The following is a 19,623-nucleotide window of genomic DNA, read 5'->3' as shown; positions in this document are numbered from 1 at the left end:
TAAATTAATTCAATGGTTATGCCGCTAAAATTATAGTTAAAATTAATCATTAATTCCTTTATCCGAAAACACTTCTTTTTTAAAAGTATTAAAATTACAATTTTTAGCAACTTAAATGGATCAACATCAGCAACATCCACGGTGATAAATTAGGAAAATTCAAATTCACCAAACCGCAGAAAACAAGCTTCCATTCATTTTACTTTGTATGTTTGTTATGGATACAAAATAGGCAGCTTTAGTTTCAACATCATGTATAAAACCCTCATCATCGGTAACGGAATTGCAGGTGTCAGCTGCGCCCGCTGGTTGCGAAAAAACACCGACGATGAAATCCAAATGGTATCTCAGGAATCCGAATATTTTTTTTCGAGAACTGCTCTGATGTATGTGTATATGGGTCATATGCGCTGGCAGGACCTCGAACCTTATGAAAGATCGTTTTGGGCTAAAAACAAAATAGATCTCCTTCAGGGTAAGGTGCTTTCTATTGACTATGAATTGAAAATCGCTTATTTGGAAAATGAAAAAACGCTAGCGTTTGACCGGCTTGTCCTGGCCTTAGGATCCAAATCAAATAAATTCGGCTGGCCCGGTGAAGATCTTGAGGGCGTTTCAGGTTTTTACAGTAAACAAGATCTGGAATATATCGAACAAAAAAGTAATAACATAAAACGTGCGGTGATCGTCGGCGGAGGTTTGATTGGCATCGAACTGGCAGAAATGTTTCATTCAAGAAAGATCCCGGTCACCATTTTGGTACGAGAAAGTGAATACTGGAGTTCCGTTCTTCCACCCGAAGAGGCAGCCATGATCTCAAAACATATCCGCAAAAATGAAATTGACCTTCGCTTAAATTGCCAGTTACAATCCATTCTAGGTGACCAAGGTCAGGTCAATGCCATTGTTACAGATCAACAAGAACACATTCCCTGCGAATTTGTAGGTATCACTGCTGGTGTTCGTCCAAATATAGACCTCGTTAAAGGATCTCAACTTTCAACTGACAAAGGCATACTTGTCGACGAATACCTTCAAACCAATATACCAAATGTTTACGCCATTGGAGATTGCGCTCAACTAACAAATGTTAGTAAAGGAAGAAAAGCCATCGAAGCCATTTGGTACAGCGGTCGACAAATGGGTGAGACGCTGGCTGCTAATCTCAGTGGAAATACGAAATCTTACAATCCAGGTATATGGTTCAACTCTGCTAAGTTCTTTGATATTGAATATCAGGTATATGGATATGTTCCATCAAAAATTGTAGCGCCTTTCGATAGCATTTATTGGGAAGATCCGGCTGGTGAAAAAAGCATAAGATTAGTATATGATCTTTCCAACCATCAAATCTCAGGATTTAATCTCATGGGTGTCCGCTTTAGACACGAAGTCTGCGAAAAATGGATCTCTCAAAATTCATCTATTCAGGAAGTTTTGGCCAAAATCAGAATGGCATTTTTCGATCCTGAGTTTTATCCTGATTACTCTTCAGGGATATTGGATGCCTACTTTCAAAAAACCGGAAAAAAAATTATTCCTAAATCCTCAGGGAAACTCAATGCTGTTTTAAATTTTCTAAAATCATAATATCTGTCACCATGTTTCATCGAATCGTCAAACCTCCTTTTCTCAACAAATTGCAATGGATCCATTTGGGAATAGGAGTGCTAACTATCTCCTTATTAGTGCTAGCATCGGTGAACATCCTATTTACAGATGACGATTGGCGATTTATCATTTTTTTATTCGCAACTTCCATTACGGGTTTTGCTTATCACCAATACCGGGAGCAAAGTGAGGGTGTTAAAAATAATGGAGTTTGGTTTGGTAGCCTCACTTCAAGGGGATTGCTGGCCTGGGCAACAGCCTTAGGTCTCACTGCATTTTATTGCCTGCTCTACTGGTGGCCCGAGTATTTAGGGCTCAACGCAAGTGGCAATACTGGTTTAATCGCATTATTCGATCCCCTCAGTATGTTGCTCAAAAAACAAGCTGCTTCCCAGTGGTTTGTGTATGGCGTTTTTTATACGCTGTGCATACTTTGTTTCGGTTACAAATTCCTGCTCAAGTATAAACACAATAAATATCAAAAACTTCGAACCATTTCTGTAATGTTCTTCCAATTGTTTTTTGCATTTCTGATTCCAGAATGGATGTTGCGAATGAACCTTCCTTACAACGATCTTAAAAATATGTGGCCGCTCAACTATTATTTCTTTGATGCCTGGAATATCGAAAGTTTTAAATCCAGCGGTGGCATGGGATGGTTCTTTTTAGTCTTCGGATTGCTCATGATTTTTGTCATCTCCCCAAGCCTCACTTACTTTTTTGGAAAACGTTGGTATTGTTCCTGGGTTTGCGGTTGTGGCGGTCTGGCGGAAACAGCTGGTGATCCCTTTCGTCATTTGTCGGATAAATCATTAAAAGCTTGGAAACTCGAACGTTTCCTTATTTATTCTATCCTTCTCTTTTCAATAGTCATGACTGCTGGCGTGTTATACACCTACAAAACGGGGCAAGCTGAATTATTTGGCATCTCAACGGCAGAGATGCGCAAAAGTTATGGATTTTTCATAGGAGCTGCATTTTCGGGAGTCATAGGTGTCGGTTTCTATCCACTATTGGGAAGCAGGGTCTGGTGTCGTTTTGGTTGCCCGATGGCGGCAATTTTAGGGATTCAGCAAAGATTGTTTTCAAGATTTAGAATTACCACCAATGGCGGGCAATGTATATCCTGTGGTAATTGCTCGACTTATTGTGAAATGGGTATCGATGTGCGAGCCTATGCACAAAAAGGCCAAAATATCGTTCGTGCCAGTTGTGTAGGCTGCGGAATCTGCGCCGCCGTATGTCCGAGAGGTGTACTCAAATTGGAAAACGGATCCATCGATATTTTTGATAGAACACCGGAGAAGAGCTAAAAGCTTAGAGCTAAAAGACTAAAGCTAAAAGGTCAAAGGAATGTAGTTGATAGTTGATAGTTGATAGTTGATAGTTGATAAAACTAACGAACGTTTGTAAGTATTGTATTAAAAAGTTTGAACTTTTGCCTTTGATCCTATTCCTTAATTCTTTCATCTGTAAATTCTCTCTTTCAATAATTGCCAACTGGTTCCGACATCATCATATTGTGAAAACGAATGAATTTATGCTTGTCGGACTTGAAAAGTATTTCACTCCAGGCTTTGGTCTTTTTCCTTTAGTCCTGATCCATTGTCAGGATTATCAACATTAAAATTCTTTTCAGTATTCATTAACATTTGTCCTAAACAAATCGTTATACTATTAAAATCAATAACCATGCAAAAGAGACAAGTTTTTTGCTCATTGGCTTTCCTTTGCCTGAGCTTTATTACTTTTGGACAAACCTCGCTACGCGTAGGTGATGTAAGGGTAACAGGAGTCACAAAACAAGGTACTATAGAGGACATACTCTTATCTGTCAGGCCGAAAGGTCTTTTTTGGAATATGGTTTATATCTGACTTTTTCTGCCAGAGATTTAAACTATAAAGTCAACGACTCTCTGGAAGTGGTGCTTCAATTTAATCTACCCGAAAAAGCCATTGTCACAGATTCATGGTTATGGATTGGCAACGACATTTGCCAGGCTGCCATATTAGATGTCTGGACTGCTTCTAACATTTATGAAAATATTGTAAACCGCAGAAAAGACCCATCACTGCTAAGAAAACATACATCGACAAATTACAGTCTGCGTGTTTTTCCTATGGGCGGATCTGAAAAGCGGCAGGTTAAAATTACTTATCTGGTTCCATTTGAATGGGGAAATTCAGAATTGTCGGTCGCCATTCCTCACGACATTCCCAATGCCAGTAAAAACATTCCATTGGATTTTCCGATTCTCCTTTGGGAAAATGATGATTTCAAATTTATACGTTTGGATAATCCAAATACTTCGCCATTGGTAAGTGGAACAGATCCTGTCTTAGGAAACTATAAAACCACAACTCTTGCGCCAATTGGTAGTTTTAAATCCACTAATTTATTTTATTCACATCCCAAGCAAGAACCTGTTTATGTGGGCCATTATAAAAACGGTGAAGAAAATTATTATCAACTTGCCATTCAGCCAGGCTATTTCATCAATGAAGTAAAATCAAGCAAAATAATGTACCTGGTGGATTACCAGGAAGACCCAGTCCTACCAAAAGAAACTGTTTTAACAAATCTTAAAAATGAACTTAAAAAAACACTAAAAGCTACAGATTCATTCAACCTTATCGTTACTCATATCAATGTCCAGCCTACTTTTAGCACCTGGCATTCTGCAACCGCAGAAAACATTGATTTAGCTTTTGATCTGGCAAAATCGAGAATTTCTAATTTTAGCAACTTGCCTGCCATGATCGCATCGGGTATCAACTTTATGGATGAAAAAGGCAATACCGGAAACATCGTCTTGCTTAACAATTCAGATCAGTTCAACAATTTTGATGCCGCCAATGGATTGATCAAAGAAATAAGAATACTCAATCAATCTGCTTATAAGTTTTCCATACTCGATTATGGCAAAAGAATAAGATCCAGTTATTTCAACAACAAACTTTATTACGACAACGAGTACCTTTTGTTAAATTTGGCAACGCTTTTTGGTGGTTATTATATAAATACAAAATCAGGCAAAACTTTTATAAATGCTTTGTCGGAAGCCGCTGGTGACGCATTACCTGTTATTAAACATTTTGACATGTACTTTAAACCTTCACAAGGTATCAGTTATGGAAAATACAATTTACAAAATACAGGAGTAAATACTTCTGTGAATGCATACATCCGGCAAACAGGAATTTTTAAAGGCTCATTTCCGCTAACTATTGAACTCAATGGTGAAATTAGTAATGAATTATTTTTTCACACACTTACCATCGATGAAAATTCAGTCATTCAAATGGATTCAAGTGCAAAAACACAATGGCAGGCGCAAGGTATTCAAAGTCTGGAATCATCCTCCAGCGGAAATGCAAACTCCATTGACATTATCCGAAAAAGTATAGATGCTCGTGTTTTAAGTTTATATACTGCCTTCCTTTGCGTAGAAGATACCAGCTTATATTGTAGTAACTGTATAGATGAAAATAACGTACCGACCGCAAATGATGATTTCAATAGAGATAGTTTATGGGATCTTAAAGTTTACCCCAATCCTTTTGCGGACCATTTGAATATTGAAATCCATTTTAAAAATCAAGTTCCTGATAATAATAAAATTCAAGGAAAAATCATGGATCTGTCTGGACGCCTGCTTCGCAAATTTGAAACCCAACTTAACAAAAACAATTATTTAAGTTACCGCTGGGATGGATTGAATTCCAATGGAATGTTGATGCCAAATGGAGTGTATGTAGTTGTCCTTGAAATGGAAAGAGGAAGCCTACATAAAAAGGTGATGAAATTTTGAGGAAGCTTGGAAGGAGAGGGCTGATAGTCTGATAGTCTGATAGTCTGATAGTCTGATAGTCTGATAGTCTGATAGTCTGATAGTCTGATAGTCTGATAGTCTGATAGTCTGATAGTCTGATAGTCTGATAGTCTGATAGAAAACAACAAGTGCTAACAAATGTTAGTTCAATAAATTTCAATTATTTTTAAATTATTTTTCCGAACTTTTATTGTTAATAAATATTGATAAGACTCCTGGACCGGAATGGGTTGAAGCCCATTCCTATTGATAATTGAGGTTCATTTTATGTGCCTTATGGATTACGTTTTCATATTATTATTTTTTTGTCTTTTCGTCTTCGTATCCGGCTGAAGCCGGCATTGATTTGCATTAAATTGACTTATGATCCCCTGTCCCAAAGGAACAAAATATCGATAGAAAAATGTAAAATGAATCACCGCGTGCCGTAGGTAGGCAAGATGATTATGGATAATAGATTATGGATTATAGAGCAAAAATTAGACATATTAGCCCAACGAACGATTGTTAGTTGCGTCATCTATCGCCTACTCTCTGACCTTTTACGACTTTAGTTTGATGCTCTGTAACATTGGCTTTTTGTAGGTCAACCAACAAACAACTCACCGCAGATGATGTGGTGGTATACCAATTCACACCACTATAAGTAATGGTCCCTGAATTTCGGTCCCATTCTTTGCCCAACAACATAAATCGGTTGCTGTATTTTGGATTCGGTCCAAACATCAGGTACTTTGGAGGTTCTGCAGATTCAAAGCTGATGGCAAACCGATTCGTTTTTGGAGAAAAAAGGTAGACACAAGGTGTGCCTCTTCGAAAAATGACCTCTTCCACTTTTTCGCCTTTGATGGTTTTGATTTTTCCATCCTGTATCCTTGATTCGCCATCAGTAAACTTTCTGCGCAAAACAATATCTTCTGATAAATAAAATTGGATGCGCTTGAGATCCTCTTCGGTCCATCGGTAATCTTCATATAACTTTTGGGTAAAAGGTGTCAATGTTGGACTGCAGCTGTTAATGGCCAACATGAAAATGAATAATGCTGAAACGGTCAAGTATTTCATAGTCTTTTTTTTTCGAAGGTAGGTCAATTGATACTTAGACTCTGAAACTTTAATACAATTTAACCATAAGCCCAATTATTTTTTATTTTTCTTAACGAATATCGCGCACTGTCATTCAATCAGTACAAAAATTAGCTTTGAAGCTTTCCTAAAATTATTTTCTGAAGGCCTTCAGTTCCCTTTTCTGAACAAAAAAATCTGTCAACAACTTGGCCGCCTCTTCTCTTCTCAAGCCAAACTCAATTTTTGTATTCGGATGCAACAGCGTATTCCCATAGCGCAGGTAACCCATTTTTTCATCTTCGGCTGCATAAACCAATCGCCCCAGTTGAGCCCATCGAAGGGCTGCTGCACACATTGGACAAGGTTCGAGGGTGATGTACAAGGTGCATTGTTTCAAATATTTACTTTGTAAATGTTGAGATGCAGACGTTATGCATAGGATCTCCGCATGGGCAGTAACATCATGTAAAAGCTCTGTTTGATTATGCGATTTAGCAAGAATATAATGCCCGGATACCAGAACCGCCCCGATAGGTATTTCTCCTTCCTTACCAGCCTTTCTCGCCTGTTCCAATGCCATTTTCATAAAATAATCATCGTCAAACACCTGAATCATTTCTATCATTTTGTCAATTCACGGGTAAAGTTATATCTTTGCACATGGAACCACATTTCTTTTCCACACAATTTCCAGCTCAGGAAGCCCTTACTTTCGATGATGTTTTACTAGTCCCTGCTTATTCTGAGGTATTGCCCAGGGAGACTGATATCTCTAGCCAATTAACCAGTGATATTCGGATCAATGTCCCCATTGTTTCCGCTGCTATGGACACGGTAACCGAAAAAGACCTTGCCATTTCGATGGCCAGAGAAGGCGGGCTAGGATTCATTCATAAAAATATGAGTATTGAGCAACAGGCAGAACAGGTGCGCAGTGTTAAAAGATCTGAAAGTGGCATGATTATCGACCCTGTTACGCTGAGTGTCGATGCAAAGGTAAAGGACGCCATGGGGCTTATGGCCAAACATCGGATTGGTGGAATTCCGGTGGTAGATATTGATTACAAATTGGTGGGTATTTTGACGAACAGGGACTTACGTTTCGAGGCTCATCCGCAAAAACCTATTTCGGAAATCATGACCCGCGAAAATCTGATTACTGCTCCAGCGGGCACTACTTTAGAAAAAGCTAAAACTATACTCCAAAAATATAAAATCGAAAAACTACCCGTCGTCAAAAAGGACGGGACACTCATTGGCCTTATCACTTACAAGGATATCATGAAAATTCATAATTATCCGAATTCTTGTAAAGATGCCTTGGGCAGATTGGTTGTTGGTGCCGCTGTGGGTATTTCGGCCGATACCATGGACCGCATTGAAGCATTGGTACAGGTTGACGTAGATGTCATTTGTATAGATACAGCTCATGGCCATTCAAAAGGAGTGATAGATATGATCAAAAAAGTGCGCAAGAAATTTAAAAACCTGCAAATCATTGGTGGTAATATTGCTACTGGTGAGGCTGCTTTAGCTTTGGCTGCCGCAGGTGTCAATGCTGTAAAAGTAGGGGTAGGCCCCGGAAGTATTTGCACAACAAGGGTTGTTGCAGGTGTAGGTGTTCCACAACTTACGGCCATAGCATTGGCTGCAAAAGCGCTATCCAAAAAAGGTATTCCCATCATAGGCGATGGCGGAATAAGATATACTGGCGACATACCTAAAGCTCTCGCAGCAGGAGCCAGCACCATAATGGCCGGTTCACTTTTTGCCGGAACTGAAGAAGCTCCGGGCGAAACAATTATTTTCGAAGGAAGAAAATTTAAAGTTTATCGCGGTATGGGCTCACTGGGCTCCATGCAACTCGGAAGCAAAGACCGATATTTTCAGGATGTTGAAGATGATATTAAAAAACTAGTACCCGAAGGTATCGAAGGGCGCGTTCCTTATAAAGGACTTGTCTCCGAGGTAATGGTGCAGTACATTGGTGGATTGCGCGCTAGCATGGGTTATGTTGGTGCCCGTAACATTAAAGAAATGCACAAAGCAAAACTCGTCCGCATTTCCAACAGTGGCCTCAACGAATCACATCCTCATAATATTACGATCACCAAAGAATCTCCGAATTATACAAGGAGATAATGGGGGGTGGTTGTTGGTTGTTAGTTGTTGGTTGATGGATGTTGGATGTTGGATGACCTACATAAAAAATCTTATTATTGATAATTACTTGATCATGTCGCGAGTTGTTGCTTGTTCAAAGAGCGCATCGCATCTCTGCGTCCCGTCAGGGACAGCATATCGATAGCCAAATATATCCTCGAAACGCAGCGTGCCATAGCTACGCAAGATCATCATAATTTTCGGAACAGCTTTTATTTGCTTGCAATAGAAATTTTGTTATAAACACTAACAGTTGTGAGTTATAAAAAATAACATTCCTGCTACTCCTGATACAAAGCACAATACGCTCCGGCCGGATCCTGGATTATCGCATATTTAGCAGCACCCATACTCTTGGGGCCGGAAATAATTTTTCCGTTCCCGGCAACTAATTTTTCCAAACTTTCATCGAGATTGTGAACGTAAAAATAAATGAGCCAAACGGGCGGAAGCTCACTATTAGAACCTCGCGCAAAACAAATTCCCGTTTTCGTTTGTCCATCGTCCGGAGAGTTCATACAAAAATCGGAGTATCCACCCATGTCCACTTCGCTAAAATTGTAACCAATGACGTCGGAATAAAAATCGCGGATCTGATCTGCATTTTCCACGCAAAGATCAGCCCATCCAAAAGAGCCTGCTGGATTTTTCATGTATTGATTGTTTTAATTGCTGTTGAATTTTTTTTGGTTTTCTGATCTGACCACGATTCACGTTTCCTTTTCTTCTACAAAATACATATCGATCTGCCCTTTATGTTTGGCTTCAATTTTACCCCGATAAAAACATGAAAATTGGTCCTTTACCAATTCATAGGTTGCGCCGCTGATATTTACTTTTCCAATCTCACCTGATGATTCCATACGCGAAGCAATGTTAACAGTATCGCCCCATATATCGTATGCAAATTTCTTAATTCCGACAATTCCTGCTACTACAGGACCAGTATGGATACCTATGCGCAGCTCAAAATAACGGAGCCCAAGTGCTGACAATTCCCTTTTATTTTTTTCCATAAATTTTTGAAAATCCAATGCAGCCAGCACTATATCACAGGCATGTGATTCATTGGCTGCTGGTAACCCACCAACACACATATAACTATCTCCGATGGTTTTAATCTTTTCAATATTATATTTCGAAATGATGTTATCGAAAACTATATAATAACGGTTGATCTCTTGTACGAGCTCTTCAGGAGCCAATTGCTCACTGGTTTTTGTAAAATTCTGAAAATCTGTAAACATCACTGTAACTGAATCATATCGCTTGGCTTTGGCAATGCCGGTTTGCTTTAGTTCTTCAGCCGTTTCTTCAGGGAGGATATTGAGGAGTAACTCGTCAGTCTTCTTTTTTTCTAGCGCCAATTCCATCGTTCTTTCCCGGACTTTCGATTCCAGCATCACATTTTGAGACTGTATGATAATCTCTTTGTCTTTTAATTGTTGAAGTGACAATAACTGGGCATCTTCTTTTTCTTTATTAATTGTATTCAATTTGTTGGCTAAGGCTAATAAAAGCAACAAAGCTTCTGTCGCAGAACCAAATTTTAATGAATGTCCTGTAATTGTATTATATGGAATTAAATTAAAGTCTTTCAGGATAAATACTACCAAACTGGATAGTAATGCAGTCCACGCAAACAAGAAAAATTTAGCAGGTTTGTAACCGGATTGTAAAACCCTGATCGCTCCGATAAAAAAAATACAAATCAACAAGAGCGCAGAAATTTCAACATAAATGGTTCCCAACATGAAATTTCCGGATAATACTATTACTATATTAATACTGAATAACAATAATAGGCCGACAAAGCCATAATGTATAATTGGTGCATTCTGCTTGGTGTGGAGAAAATGTATGGCAAACAATATCCCAGAAATTCCTAATAAGGAGGAAATCACATCTTCATATTGCCCCAACCAAGCATAATCGCCCCACAGGTATTCATGTGCATATCCACTTAGTGAAGCATTCATAAATGCCATAAAGAAAACATAAATGACATAGTATATGTAGGACGCATCCTTTACCGAAAAATAAAGAATCAAATTATATAGGATCATCAAAAACATAAATCCAATGTAGATGCCCATCATAAAATCTTCCTTATGGAAGACTTCTGCAAAACCTTTTAATGTCCCCACTTTGACTGGGACAATAGTTCCTCTGCTATGTTGGACTTTTAGATAGAATTCTTTCACGGAATCCGTTTTATTACATAGCAGAAAAAGATAATTATTATTATGGAGTTCACGCTCTTGTATACTCAGTCCCACTCCTGATTCTGTAGTTTTCAATATTTGTTCGCCAAGGACCTCATACAGGAATATACTGTCAAGTCCATTATTAGATATTTCAAGGTAACAATCTTGTGTGTGTTGATTGAATAGTCTAAACCGCATCCATAACACGGCTTTTGTAATTCCGATATTTGGAACATCCTGTTTACTTGCTTCGAAGCGGAGATTCTGTTTATTGGATAAAACAGATTGCATGGTTAGTGTTGCTGAACTATCTATATAGATCTCGACGTACTTGCCAATATTTAATACGCTTCGATCAGTAGGTATTTCTATAACTGTCTGTGCCCGGAGCAAAGCCGTCCCCGTAAGCAAGAAATATACTATATTTATGAAGAAAGCTTTCATTGATTTGCACTAACCAAATTCACAACATGGTGGGTTATCATTGTCGAAATTAAATCAAGCAAAAAACACACCGCTTTTGTAAATGTATTCAGTTTTTGCAAATATCCCTTATCGGATTTCAGAATTAGTTTATGGATAGCTGCCTTTCAATTTGGTATTCTTAGGTGTGGAATACTGGAAATGGGCTGCATTAGAATTGAAAATTCAAATTATTTAACAATACAAATTTTCAAAATAGAATTCTTGCTGGGATGTCTGCAAGCTGATTTACTGACATTTTAACATTGATTATTAAAAATGCGATTTGTCTGAATAGCCAGCACTCGAACAAATTCACACACCCATACCCATGCTGAATGCCGACGCTAATGGTCGGCATTCTGACAAACTTCGTTTCGTCAGCATTCGTGCTGAAGGAGGGATGCTGACGAATCCCGTGCTTACTTCTTCAATCACCAAATCATCAGGCAACGGGATTGTCACCACGATGACAACTTTGTTGTCATCGCTCGTGCCGAAGGCGGGACTCGAACCCGCATGTCCTCGCGAACACACGCCTCTGAAACGTGCGTGTCTACCAATTTCACCACTTCGGCTGCTTCCGGTCTCAAAACCGGAGTGCAAAAATAAGGAGAAGAGGCATTCATGTATGGACTGCATTAATATATAAAAAAAGCTTATATATCGGGGCTCCGCTTATCTTTGCAGGAATTATCCGGGTACCATGATTCATTATAAAAGACATCTGGTTACTGCAGCTCTTCCTTATGCGAACGGTCCGCTGCATGTGGGTCACCTCTGCGGTGCATACCTGCCAGCTGATGTTTACGTTCGTTTTCAAAGACTCTTAGGAAAAGACATGGTCTTTATCTGTGGTTCGGATGAACACGGTGCAGCTATTACCATGAGGGCTCTCAAAGAAAAAAAGACTGCACAGGAAATCATAGACACCTATCATTCTCAGTTTGTTGAGACGTTTAAAAGGATCGGCATTTCATTCAACTATTATCACCGTACTTCTGCAAAATTGCACCACGAAACCTCCCAGGAATTTTTTTTGGAACTCTATAAAAAAGGGGCTTTTGAAGAACTGGAATCCGAACAATACTATGATCCTGTCGCCAAACAATTCCTGGCCGACCGCTACATCACGGGTACTTGTCCGAAATGTGGAAACACAAACGCCTATGGGGATCAGTGCGAACAATGCGGTAGCAGCTTAAATCCCATGGACCTCATTTCTCCTAAAAGTGTACTCACCGGAGAAACACCCGAGATCAAAAAAACCAAACACTGGTATCTTCCTTTACAACAGCACGAATCCTGGCTGAAAAGTTTTATTGAAGAAGGGACTTTGGATGGCGCTTACCACCACGATCCGGATGCCTGGAAAAATCACGTCATCGGACAATGTAAATCCTGGCTGGATGGCGGATTGCAATCCAGAGCAATGACTCGCGACTTGGATTGGGGCGTTGATGTTCCCCATGAAATTGCAGGGTCGGAAGGAAAAAAATTATACGTTTGGATGGATGCCCCGATTGGGTATATTTCATCCACCAAACAATGGGCAGCAGAAAATAATAAAGATTGGAAAGAGTATTGGCAGGATCCGGAAACTGAACTCATACACTTCATCGGTAAAGACAATATCGTTTTTCATTGCATCATATTTCCCGCGATCTTAAGATCACATGGTGGTTTTAATCTTCCGGCAAACGTTCCCGCCAACCAGTTTATGAACCTCGAAGGAGATAAAATATCCACATCGAGAAATTGGGCGGTTTGGGTTCACGAATTTTTGGATGAACTACCCGGATACGAAGATTCACTTCGGTATTATCTCGTGAAGAACATGCCGGAGCAAAAAGACAGCGAGTTTACCTGGAAAGGATTTCAGGATGCACACAATAATGAGCTCGTCAATAATTTATCGAACTTCATTCACAGAGTATTGAGTCTCACGCATAAATATTATGGCGGACAGGTACCGGACTTTGATCCCGATCAAAGTATCGAAGGCGTGGCAGGCGATGAGCTGGGTGGATTTCACGATGCCGAAATGATTTATCTTTTTGACAAGATCCAGGAACTCACGCAATTCATCCGCGAATACGACTTCCGATCTGCATTAAAAGAATTGATGGAGATTAGTACGGCCGGAAACCAATTATTACAGAATAACGAACCCTGGAAACTGCAAAAAACGGATCCGGATACAGTCCAGGTCGTTATGAATTTAAGTTTGCAATACGTCGTTGCCCTGAGCGTGATCTTACATCCCTTTATGCCCTTTGCTGCATCGCGTTTGCGCAAGATGATGAACCTACCCGAACTGCAAGAAGAAAATGAATTGAACATCCTGTTAGACAATCTTGCAGAAGGAGGATTCCTCATTGAAAGCGGTCACCAAATCAACGAAGCTCAATACTTGTTTAGCAAAATAGAAGACGAATCCATCCAAAAGCAAATCGATAAATTGCATCAATCGAAGATCACAAGCGAGCCACAAGCTACAGTTGAAATCAACACAAGCTATCAACCCTTGAAGCCTCATGTGAGTTATGATGATTTTACCAAAATGGATCTGCGCACCGCTAAAATTGTACATGCCGAAAAAGTAGCCAAAGCTGATAAACTCCTCAAACTCGAATTAGATCTCGGTTTTGAAAAACGAACAGTCGTAAGTGGCATCGCATTGCACTACAAACCGGAAGAGATCATTGGACGACAGGTACTTCTCCTGGCCAACCTGGCACCAAGACCGCTCAAAGGCATCGAATCCAACGGCATGATCCTCATGGCTGAAAACAGCGAAGGAAAACTAACATTTGTTAGTGCAGATGCATTTGCGGCTACGGGTTCGATTGTGAAGTGAGGGGAGGTCTGTTAGTCTGTTAGTCTGTTAGTCTGTTAGTCTGTTAGTCTGTTAGAAGCAACAAATGCTAACATATGTTAGTTTTATCAATTGCATTTATTTTTAATTAATTTTTTGGGTTTTGCCCGGTAAATGGGTATTAAAGGTTGCAACTGATGAAGATAAGTTCAACGTATAAATTTTATCATTACTAACAGATGTTAGTATATTTAATCAATCAAAATTCTAGCGGCAAGGCTGACTTTCAACTCACCGTAATTTTAACAGTTTACCAGGCTTTTATAGTCTAAACAAGCTCTCAGGGTAAACCCTGATTTTTCAAAATTTAACTAAAAAACTTGACAATGCTTTTTGCTTCGATTATCTTTGGTATTCAGTTATAGTGCTTATAAAAAAAATATTTTACAATACATTCGTGATAACAACTATATAAACTTGCGGGGGTTTTCGTATTCATCAAAATCAATGAATCCTAAAGTAATTGATTATTCATTTTTTAATTTTATTGTTATGTTCACATTATTTAACACTGCCCTCCCCCCCCAAGGTCAACAGAGCGTGTCTTTGGGCAGGAATCGCTTGAAATTCTTCATTGCTAAATTCCGGTCGAATGCACCTTCGAAAAAAGCGCATTGGTTGGATCTGGTAAATTTGCGAATGCTTCGTTCTGCTTTTACAATTATTTATTTTATGATATTATCGCTCGTTCAGCAATTGCATGCCGGATGTAATTGCAATGTCCAAAACCCGAATTACATTGGGGCCACAGGACAAACCACCAGTTTCTCGACTTATTATCCATCTGGCTATCTGGCCAACGGGTGTTATGTTTTTAGAGGGACGGTTCAAATGGATATCAATGTTTTTGTAACAGGCTGTAATTTGGAAATGGAAGCCGGATCTGAGATGCAAATCCTGAATACCAAAAGGCTTACGTTGATCGACAATAATATTTATGCTTGTGATACCTTGTGGAAAGGAATTACGGTAAATACAGGTGCTCGATTGTGGGCTTCCGGAAATGAAATTTATGATGCGCAATATGCAATCAAAGCTTCCGGTACCGCAAATATTACTTTGTACAACAATGAATTTTACCACAATTATGTGGCCTTTTACATACCTGGAACAGGATTCTCTACACAAGTGCATAATATCCGGCTCATTTTTCAGAACAATACGATTGATAATCCTTCCTTGGGTTCTGGAGCGGGAATGTTGCGAAGACCAAATTATTCAGGCATCAGTCCGAATCCGGGAGGCCGCGCCTACGCAGGCTTTCAAGTGAACAATGCCAATCTGGTTATTGGTAGTAATTCTTTGGCAAGTCCTTATTACAGGAATTATATCAGCAATGTAAAAGTGGGTGTGTATGGACGTTACTCCAATTTGGAATGTTACCGGCTTATTATAAACAATATGCTGAATCACGGAGCTTCCAACAGGGCTTATACAAACCCTGAAGGTGTCGGAATTCTTGTTAAAGATAGTCGGCTCAAAGCCAACAGAGATACCATCACAAATGCTTTGTGTGGAATTTCAGGAGATCGTGCCTGGCTGAGTAATATTGCCTTGAATGAAATCGGATATGTCAGGGCTGGCATTCACGATATAAATGCAATGAACTCCCCGGAAATTTTGAGCAATGTGATCCACCATGCAACAAACCGCGGTATTCACGTCGAATTCCCTGCTTCACTGATTGCTCCTTTGATCAGTTATAATGTGATCTCTACGGATGGCACAGAATCAACTGAAAATTTCATGATCGGCATTCTGCTTCAAAGCCTTGGTGCAAGAGGATTGGGATCGGTTGTCTCTTGGAACGAACTTAGTTTGCACTCCAAATGCAATGGTATCGATATACGAGATTGCATCAACGTCGGCGTAGGATACAATATCGTTACTTTCGACGATGAAAGCGAAACAGGATTTTCAGGTGTGGGTATCATTCACAATGATACGCGCGACGGCTTTGTCATTGAAAATACAGTAACGACCAACAGTGAATTCGAAAAAATTGTAGGCTTTCATTCTTTCAACGCCGGCAATACCCGTTATTGCTGCAACTATACCGTTGGCACTGATTATGGCTTCAATTTTATTGGAAATTGCAGGCGCACCAATGGGTATGGACACAATGAGATCCGCGGTTTGTCGGCTGGCCTGAGACTCTCTGGTTCGACCATGATGGGTAGTCAGGTGGATAAAGGAAATTTTTGGCTCGGAACTTTTCCAACTGCTACATATTATGAAGTAGGTGCTGTCAATAATGGCAATCAAAATGATATAAGAACTTCTTGGTTCTATGTCGAGACTTGTAATGCCACATTATGGCCACCAACAATTTATCCTTCACAAAGTTGCAATAATACCTCGACCAATTGGTTTCGTTTATCTGATGGTTCATCAGCTGAATGTTCTGAAGACAATCTTTGTGATGCGGAATTCCTGGGACCGGATCGCGAATTGGAATTTGCCGACATCGATGAGGGCGATGAGTTCATTGCTCGCGGACAAATGGCAGATGGCGATTATGGCTTTAGCCTGGATTACGAAGGACGCAGACAATTGTTGGAGAGGTTGCGGGTAGATGCAAGTGCTCATAGCCAGAACAGTTATGTGGATAGTTTCTATACATCAAGTACAGGAAGTTCATATGCAGATTTGATGGAGATCCGGTTTGATCTCGATACTCTCTTGTCGTATTCGGGCACAGAGCTCGAACAACTCGAAGATATCGGAATTGGAATTAAAGCTGCATCGGATTCCATCCGGGTTTTGGATAGTCTGATCACCATTGCAAGCAACAACACTGACAGCACCACCTCTATCAACCTCCGCGAAGCAAGACTCGCCGATATGGATACCTTGCTGATGGATCTCCTAAGCATCTATGACGATCATCTCAACGAAGTACTGAGTGGAAAAGATGATCTGATTTATGCTAATGGGGAAGTGGACATGGAAAATATCATTGACAGCAATGAAGTTTCTGTAAACGAAATGCATCTTACCATGCTTGCAGAAAATGAGTTTTCGTTCAACAGTACTCAGGCTGGAATCTTGCTGGATGTTGCGGAACAATGTCCCAGACTTGGCGGCACCATAGTTTATAAAGCCAGAGCCTTATATCATTTGTACGGCAGTCAGAGCTATGACGATTATGATTGTTTGGATACATCGATGATTATACGAAACAAGCTTACTTCTCAAATGAAACCCTTTTTTGAGTTAAAATCAAATCCGGTTTCGAGAGAAATAACTATTCTATTGAAAGCCACAGAGTATTCTGAATCACTGCATTTGGAATTATTGAATATGCAAGGCCATATGTTACATAAGCATCCAGTAGTTAATAAGACTAATGTGATTATATTAGAATCTACAGAGCTACCTGATGGAATGTATTATCTGGTATTGAAAGAGGGCAAAAATACCCTTGCAAATCAAAGAATGGTCTTACTTCGTTAAGATGGAGCGAATCCACTACAACAATTTTTAATCACCATACCGGAAGCAAGTACAATAATTTTTACATTGCTTCCGGTTTTTCCAACAAGTATGAAAACTATATTAACAATTGTATTTATCAACCTAATATTTATTTTAAACTTATCATCTCAAAAATATGATTTTAAATGGTTGATGGGTCAAAGTTTTGCTGATAATCCTTACGACACAGGTTGGGGTTGCGCTATCATGGATTTTGATACGCCAGATGGCAATCCAATATTCTATGAAGAAAAATATAAGCTAATTGATTTTTTAGCAAGCAGTGCAAATATTTGCGATATAAATGGAAATTACTTATTTGCATGCAATGGAGGTTATGTAGAAGGTCCAAATGACAGTTTAATGTTAAATGGAGATGATTTGGGCAATGATATTAAATATCCTGAGTTAGGGGTCGTTGGTTCGCAGAATACATTAATACTTCCAGACCTTGAAAATAGCAATTCGTATTTTCTTTTCAATAAGATATTTTATTATTTTGAAAATTATGGATTAAGCATTAAGAGTTTAGAACATTCCATTGTTGATATGAAAAGAAATAAAAATAATGGCGAGTTAATATCACGAAGAAACCTGACATTAAGTGACACTTTAGATAGTGCTTCATTAATTGCGACTAAACATGCAAACGGTAAAGATTGGTGGATAATAATTTCAGAAGACACAAAAGTTGGGTATTATATATTTTTTTTAAGTGGCCGAGTAGTTAAACTTCATAACTACTTCAACTTTAAGATTAAAAAATCTCGTGGAGAATCCGGCCAAACATTCTTCTCCCAATGCGGAAATTATATAGCTACTGCAGCAGGTGACGGGTTATTAAATAGATACAATTTATTTTTTATGAAATTCAATAGGTGCAGCGGTGAAATAGAGTATTTTCAGAAAAAATTTGTTCCTTTTCAAAAAATTATCTGGGATGCTGGCTGTGCCTTTTCACCAGATAGCAAATATTTATATTATGCCACTTTGGACACTTTATATCAATTTCCAATTGTTGGAGACAGTTTGGGAGATAGGGAAATAGCAGGCATTTACGATGGTTTCAGAGAAGACATTGGGGGAAACTTTATGAACTCTACAGAATTTGGGCCCATGCAATTTGCTCCCGATGGCAAGATATATTTTCAAGAAATAGGTCTACAGTCCAGATCCATGCACGTCATTCATAATCCCAATGAAGACCATGAGAATTGCAATTTCAAACAGCATGATATATACTCGCCAACGATTAAAATGTGCCTCCCCAATTTCCCAAATTACCGATTAGGGCCTATTGATGGCAGTATCTGCGACAGTTTGGGTATAGACAATGTGCCTCGGTGTCACTGGAGGTACAATCAGGACAGTACAGACTTCCTAAACTTTTACTTTACCGATCTGAGTGCCTATGAAGTGGAAGAATGGTATTGGGATTTTGGAGATCCTGCCAGTCCAGGCAACAAAAGCAGGGAAGTTAATCCCATTCATCGTTTTTCAGCACTTGGCGTTTACGAAGTATGTCTCATTGTAAAAAACAAGAATGACGCTGATACGCTTTGTCGAACGGTCCGCATTGGAGTTGTTAGCAATAAAGATGAGTTTATCACTGACATAGAAATTCAAAGCTGGCCCAACCCTTTTAGCCATACGATGGTGATCAATATTCTTGATTACAATCCACAAAATATGCTCATTGATATTACAGACATTCATGGCAATAGGGTACATAGCCAGAAAGCCAAACAGGGCAGTCATTTAATTGATACTAAAGATTGGCTACCCGGTGTGTATTTGGTCCGGGTTTATGAAAGGGATGAATTGTGGTTTGTTAAGAAGATGGTCAAGATTTAGGAGGAAGGCTAATGAAGGAGATCAGGATAAAGGCATGTAGGCCTGGAGCTTTGTAGGCTTGGAGGAATGG

At 39.3% G+C, this 19,623-nt stretch carries 12 protein-coding genes and 1 tRNA gene; 8 read left to right on the top strand and 5 right to left on the bottom strand.

The features are described from left to right. Positions 1 to 252 precede the first annotated feature (252 nt). The 4 genes from IPM92_01585 (at position 253) to IPM92_01570 (ending at position 5,423) form a co-directional block, all read left to right on the top strand. Complete coding sequence (locus IPM92_01585) at positions 253 to 1,590, top strand: NAD(P)/FAD-dependent oxidoreductase (GenBank protein MBK9107091.1); 1,338 nt, start codon at positions 253 to 255, stop codon at positions 1,588 to 1,590. Between the two features lie 11 nt (positions 1,591 to 1,601). Further along, complete coding sequence (locus IPM92_01580) at positions 1,602 to 2,924, top strand: 4Fe-4S binding protein (protein ID MBK9107090.1); 1,323 nt, start codon at positions 1,602 to 1,604, stop codon at positions 2,922 to 2,924. Between the two features lie 379 nt (positions 2,925 to 3,303). Beyond that, on the top strand, positions 3,304 to 3,486 hold the full coding sequence (locus IPM92_01575; GenBank protein ID MBK9107089.1) for a hypothetical protein: 183 nt from the start codon (positions 3,304 to 3,306) through the stop codon (positions 3,484 to 3,486). After that, a complete protein-coding gene (locus IPM92_01570) occupies positions 3,465 to 5,423 on the top strand; it encodes a T9SS type A sorting domain-containing protein (GenBank protein ID MBK9107088.1) in 1,959 nt (652 codons plus the stop codon). Before IPM92_01575 ends, IPM92_01570 begins: the two co-directional genes overlap by 22 nt. 537 nt (positions 5,424 to 5,960) lie before the next feature. Here the strand turns inward: IPM92_01570 and IPM92_01565 are convergent. Both IPM92_01565 and IPM92_01560 read right to left on the bottom strand, forming a co-directional pair. Then, the gene (locus IPM92_01565) at positions 5,961 to 6,509 is read right to left on the bottom strand and encodes a hypothetical protein (GenBank protein ID MBK9107087.1); all 549 of its coding nucleotides are present in this window, start codon (positions 6,507 to 6,509) and stop codon (positions 5,961 to 5,963) included. A gap of 154 nt (positions 6,510 to 6,663) precedes the next feature. Continuing rightward, positions 6,664 to 7,128, bottom strand: coding sequence for a nucleoside deaminase (locus IPM92_01560; protein MBK9107086.1), 465 nt, complete (start codon positions 7,126 to 7,128; stop codon positions 6,664 to 6,666). A gap of 44 nt (positions 7,129 to 7,172) precedes the next feature. Here IPM92_01560 and guaB point away from each other — a divergent pair, with 44 nt between their 5' ends. Further along, on the top strand, positions 7,173 to 8,654 hold the full coding sequence (gene guaB / locus IPM92_01555; GenBank protein ID MBK9107085.1) for an IMP dehydrogenase: 1,482 nt from the start codon (positions 7,173 to 7,175) through the stop codon (positions 8,652 to 8,654). 302 nt (positions 8,655 to 8,956) lie between these two features. Here guaB and IPM92_01550 read toward each other — a convergent pair whose 3' ends face one another. From IPM92_01550 to IPM92_01540, 3 genes are all read right to left on the bottom strand, one after another. Next, positions 8,957 to 9,328, bottom strand: coding sequence for a VOC family protein (locus tag IPM92_01550; GenBank protein MBK9107084.1), 372 nt, complete (start codon positions 9,326 to 9,328; stop codon positions 8,957 to 8,959). A gap of 57 nt (positions 9,329 to 9,385) precedes the next feature. Then, a complete protein-coding gene (locus IPM92_01545) occupies positions 9,386 to 11,326 on the bottom strand; it encodes a hypothetical protein (protein ID MBK9107083.1) in 1,941 nt (646 codons plus the stop codon). Between the two features lie 512 nt (positions 11,327 to 11,838). Beyond that, positions 11,839 to 11,922 (bottom strand) — tRNA-Leu (locus tag IPM92_01540). Positions 11,923 to 12,050: 128 nt separating this feature from the next. Here IPM92_01540 and metG point away from each other — a divergent pair. The 3 genes from metG to IPM92_01525 all read left to right on the top strand — a co-directional run bounded on the left by metG (position 12,051) and on the right by IPM92_01525 (position 19,553). Next, the gene (metG, locus tag IPM92_01535) at positions 12,051 to 14,204 is read left to right on the top strand and encodes a methionine--tRNA ligase (GenBank protein MBK9107082.1); all 2,154 of its coding nucleotides are present in this window, start codon (positions 12,051 to 12,053) and stop codon (positions 14,202 to 14,204) included. 579 nt (positions 14,205 to 14,783) lie between these two features. Further along, the gene (locus tag IPM92_01530; GenBank protein ID MBK9107081.1) at positions 14,784 to 17,678 is read left to right on the top strand and encodes a hypothetical protein; all 2,895 of its coding nucleotides are present in this window, start codon (positions 14,784 to 14,786) and stop codon (positions 17,676 to 17,678) included. A 90-nt stretch (positions 17,679 to 17,768) separates the two neighbouring features. Beyond that, the gene (locus IPM92_01525) at positions 17,769 to 19,553 is read left to right on the top strand and encodes a T9SS type A sorting domain-containing protein (GenBank protein ID MBK9107080.1); all 1,785 of its coding nucleotides are present in this window, start codon (positions 17,769 to 17,771) and stop codon (positions 19,551 to 19,553) included. Positions 19,554 to 19,623: the final 70 nt, after the last annotated feature.

The sequence above is a fragment of the Saprospiraceae bacterium genome (genome assembly GCA_016719615.1).
GTDB lineage: Bacteria > Bacteroidota > Bacteroidia > Chitinophagales > Saprospiraceae > Vicinibacter.
The sequence above is the reverse complement of the archived record's forward strand: the minus strand, read 5'-3'. Positions and strand labels throughout refer to the sequence as shown.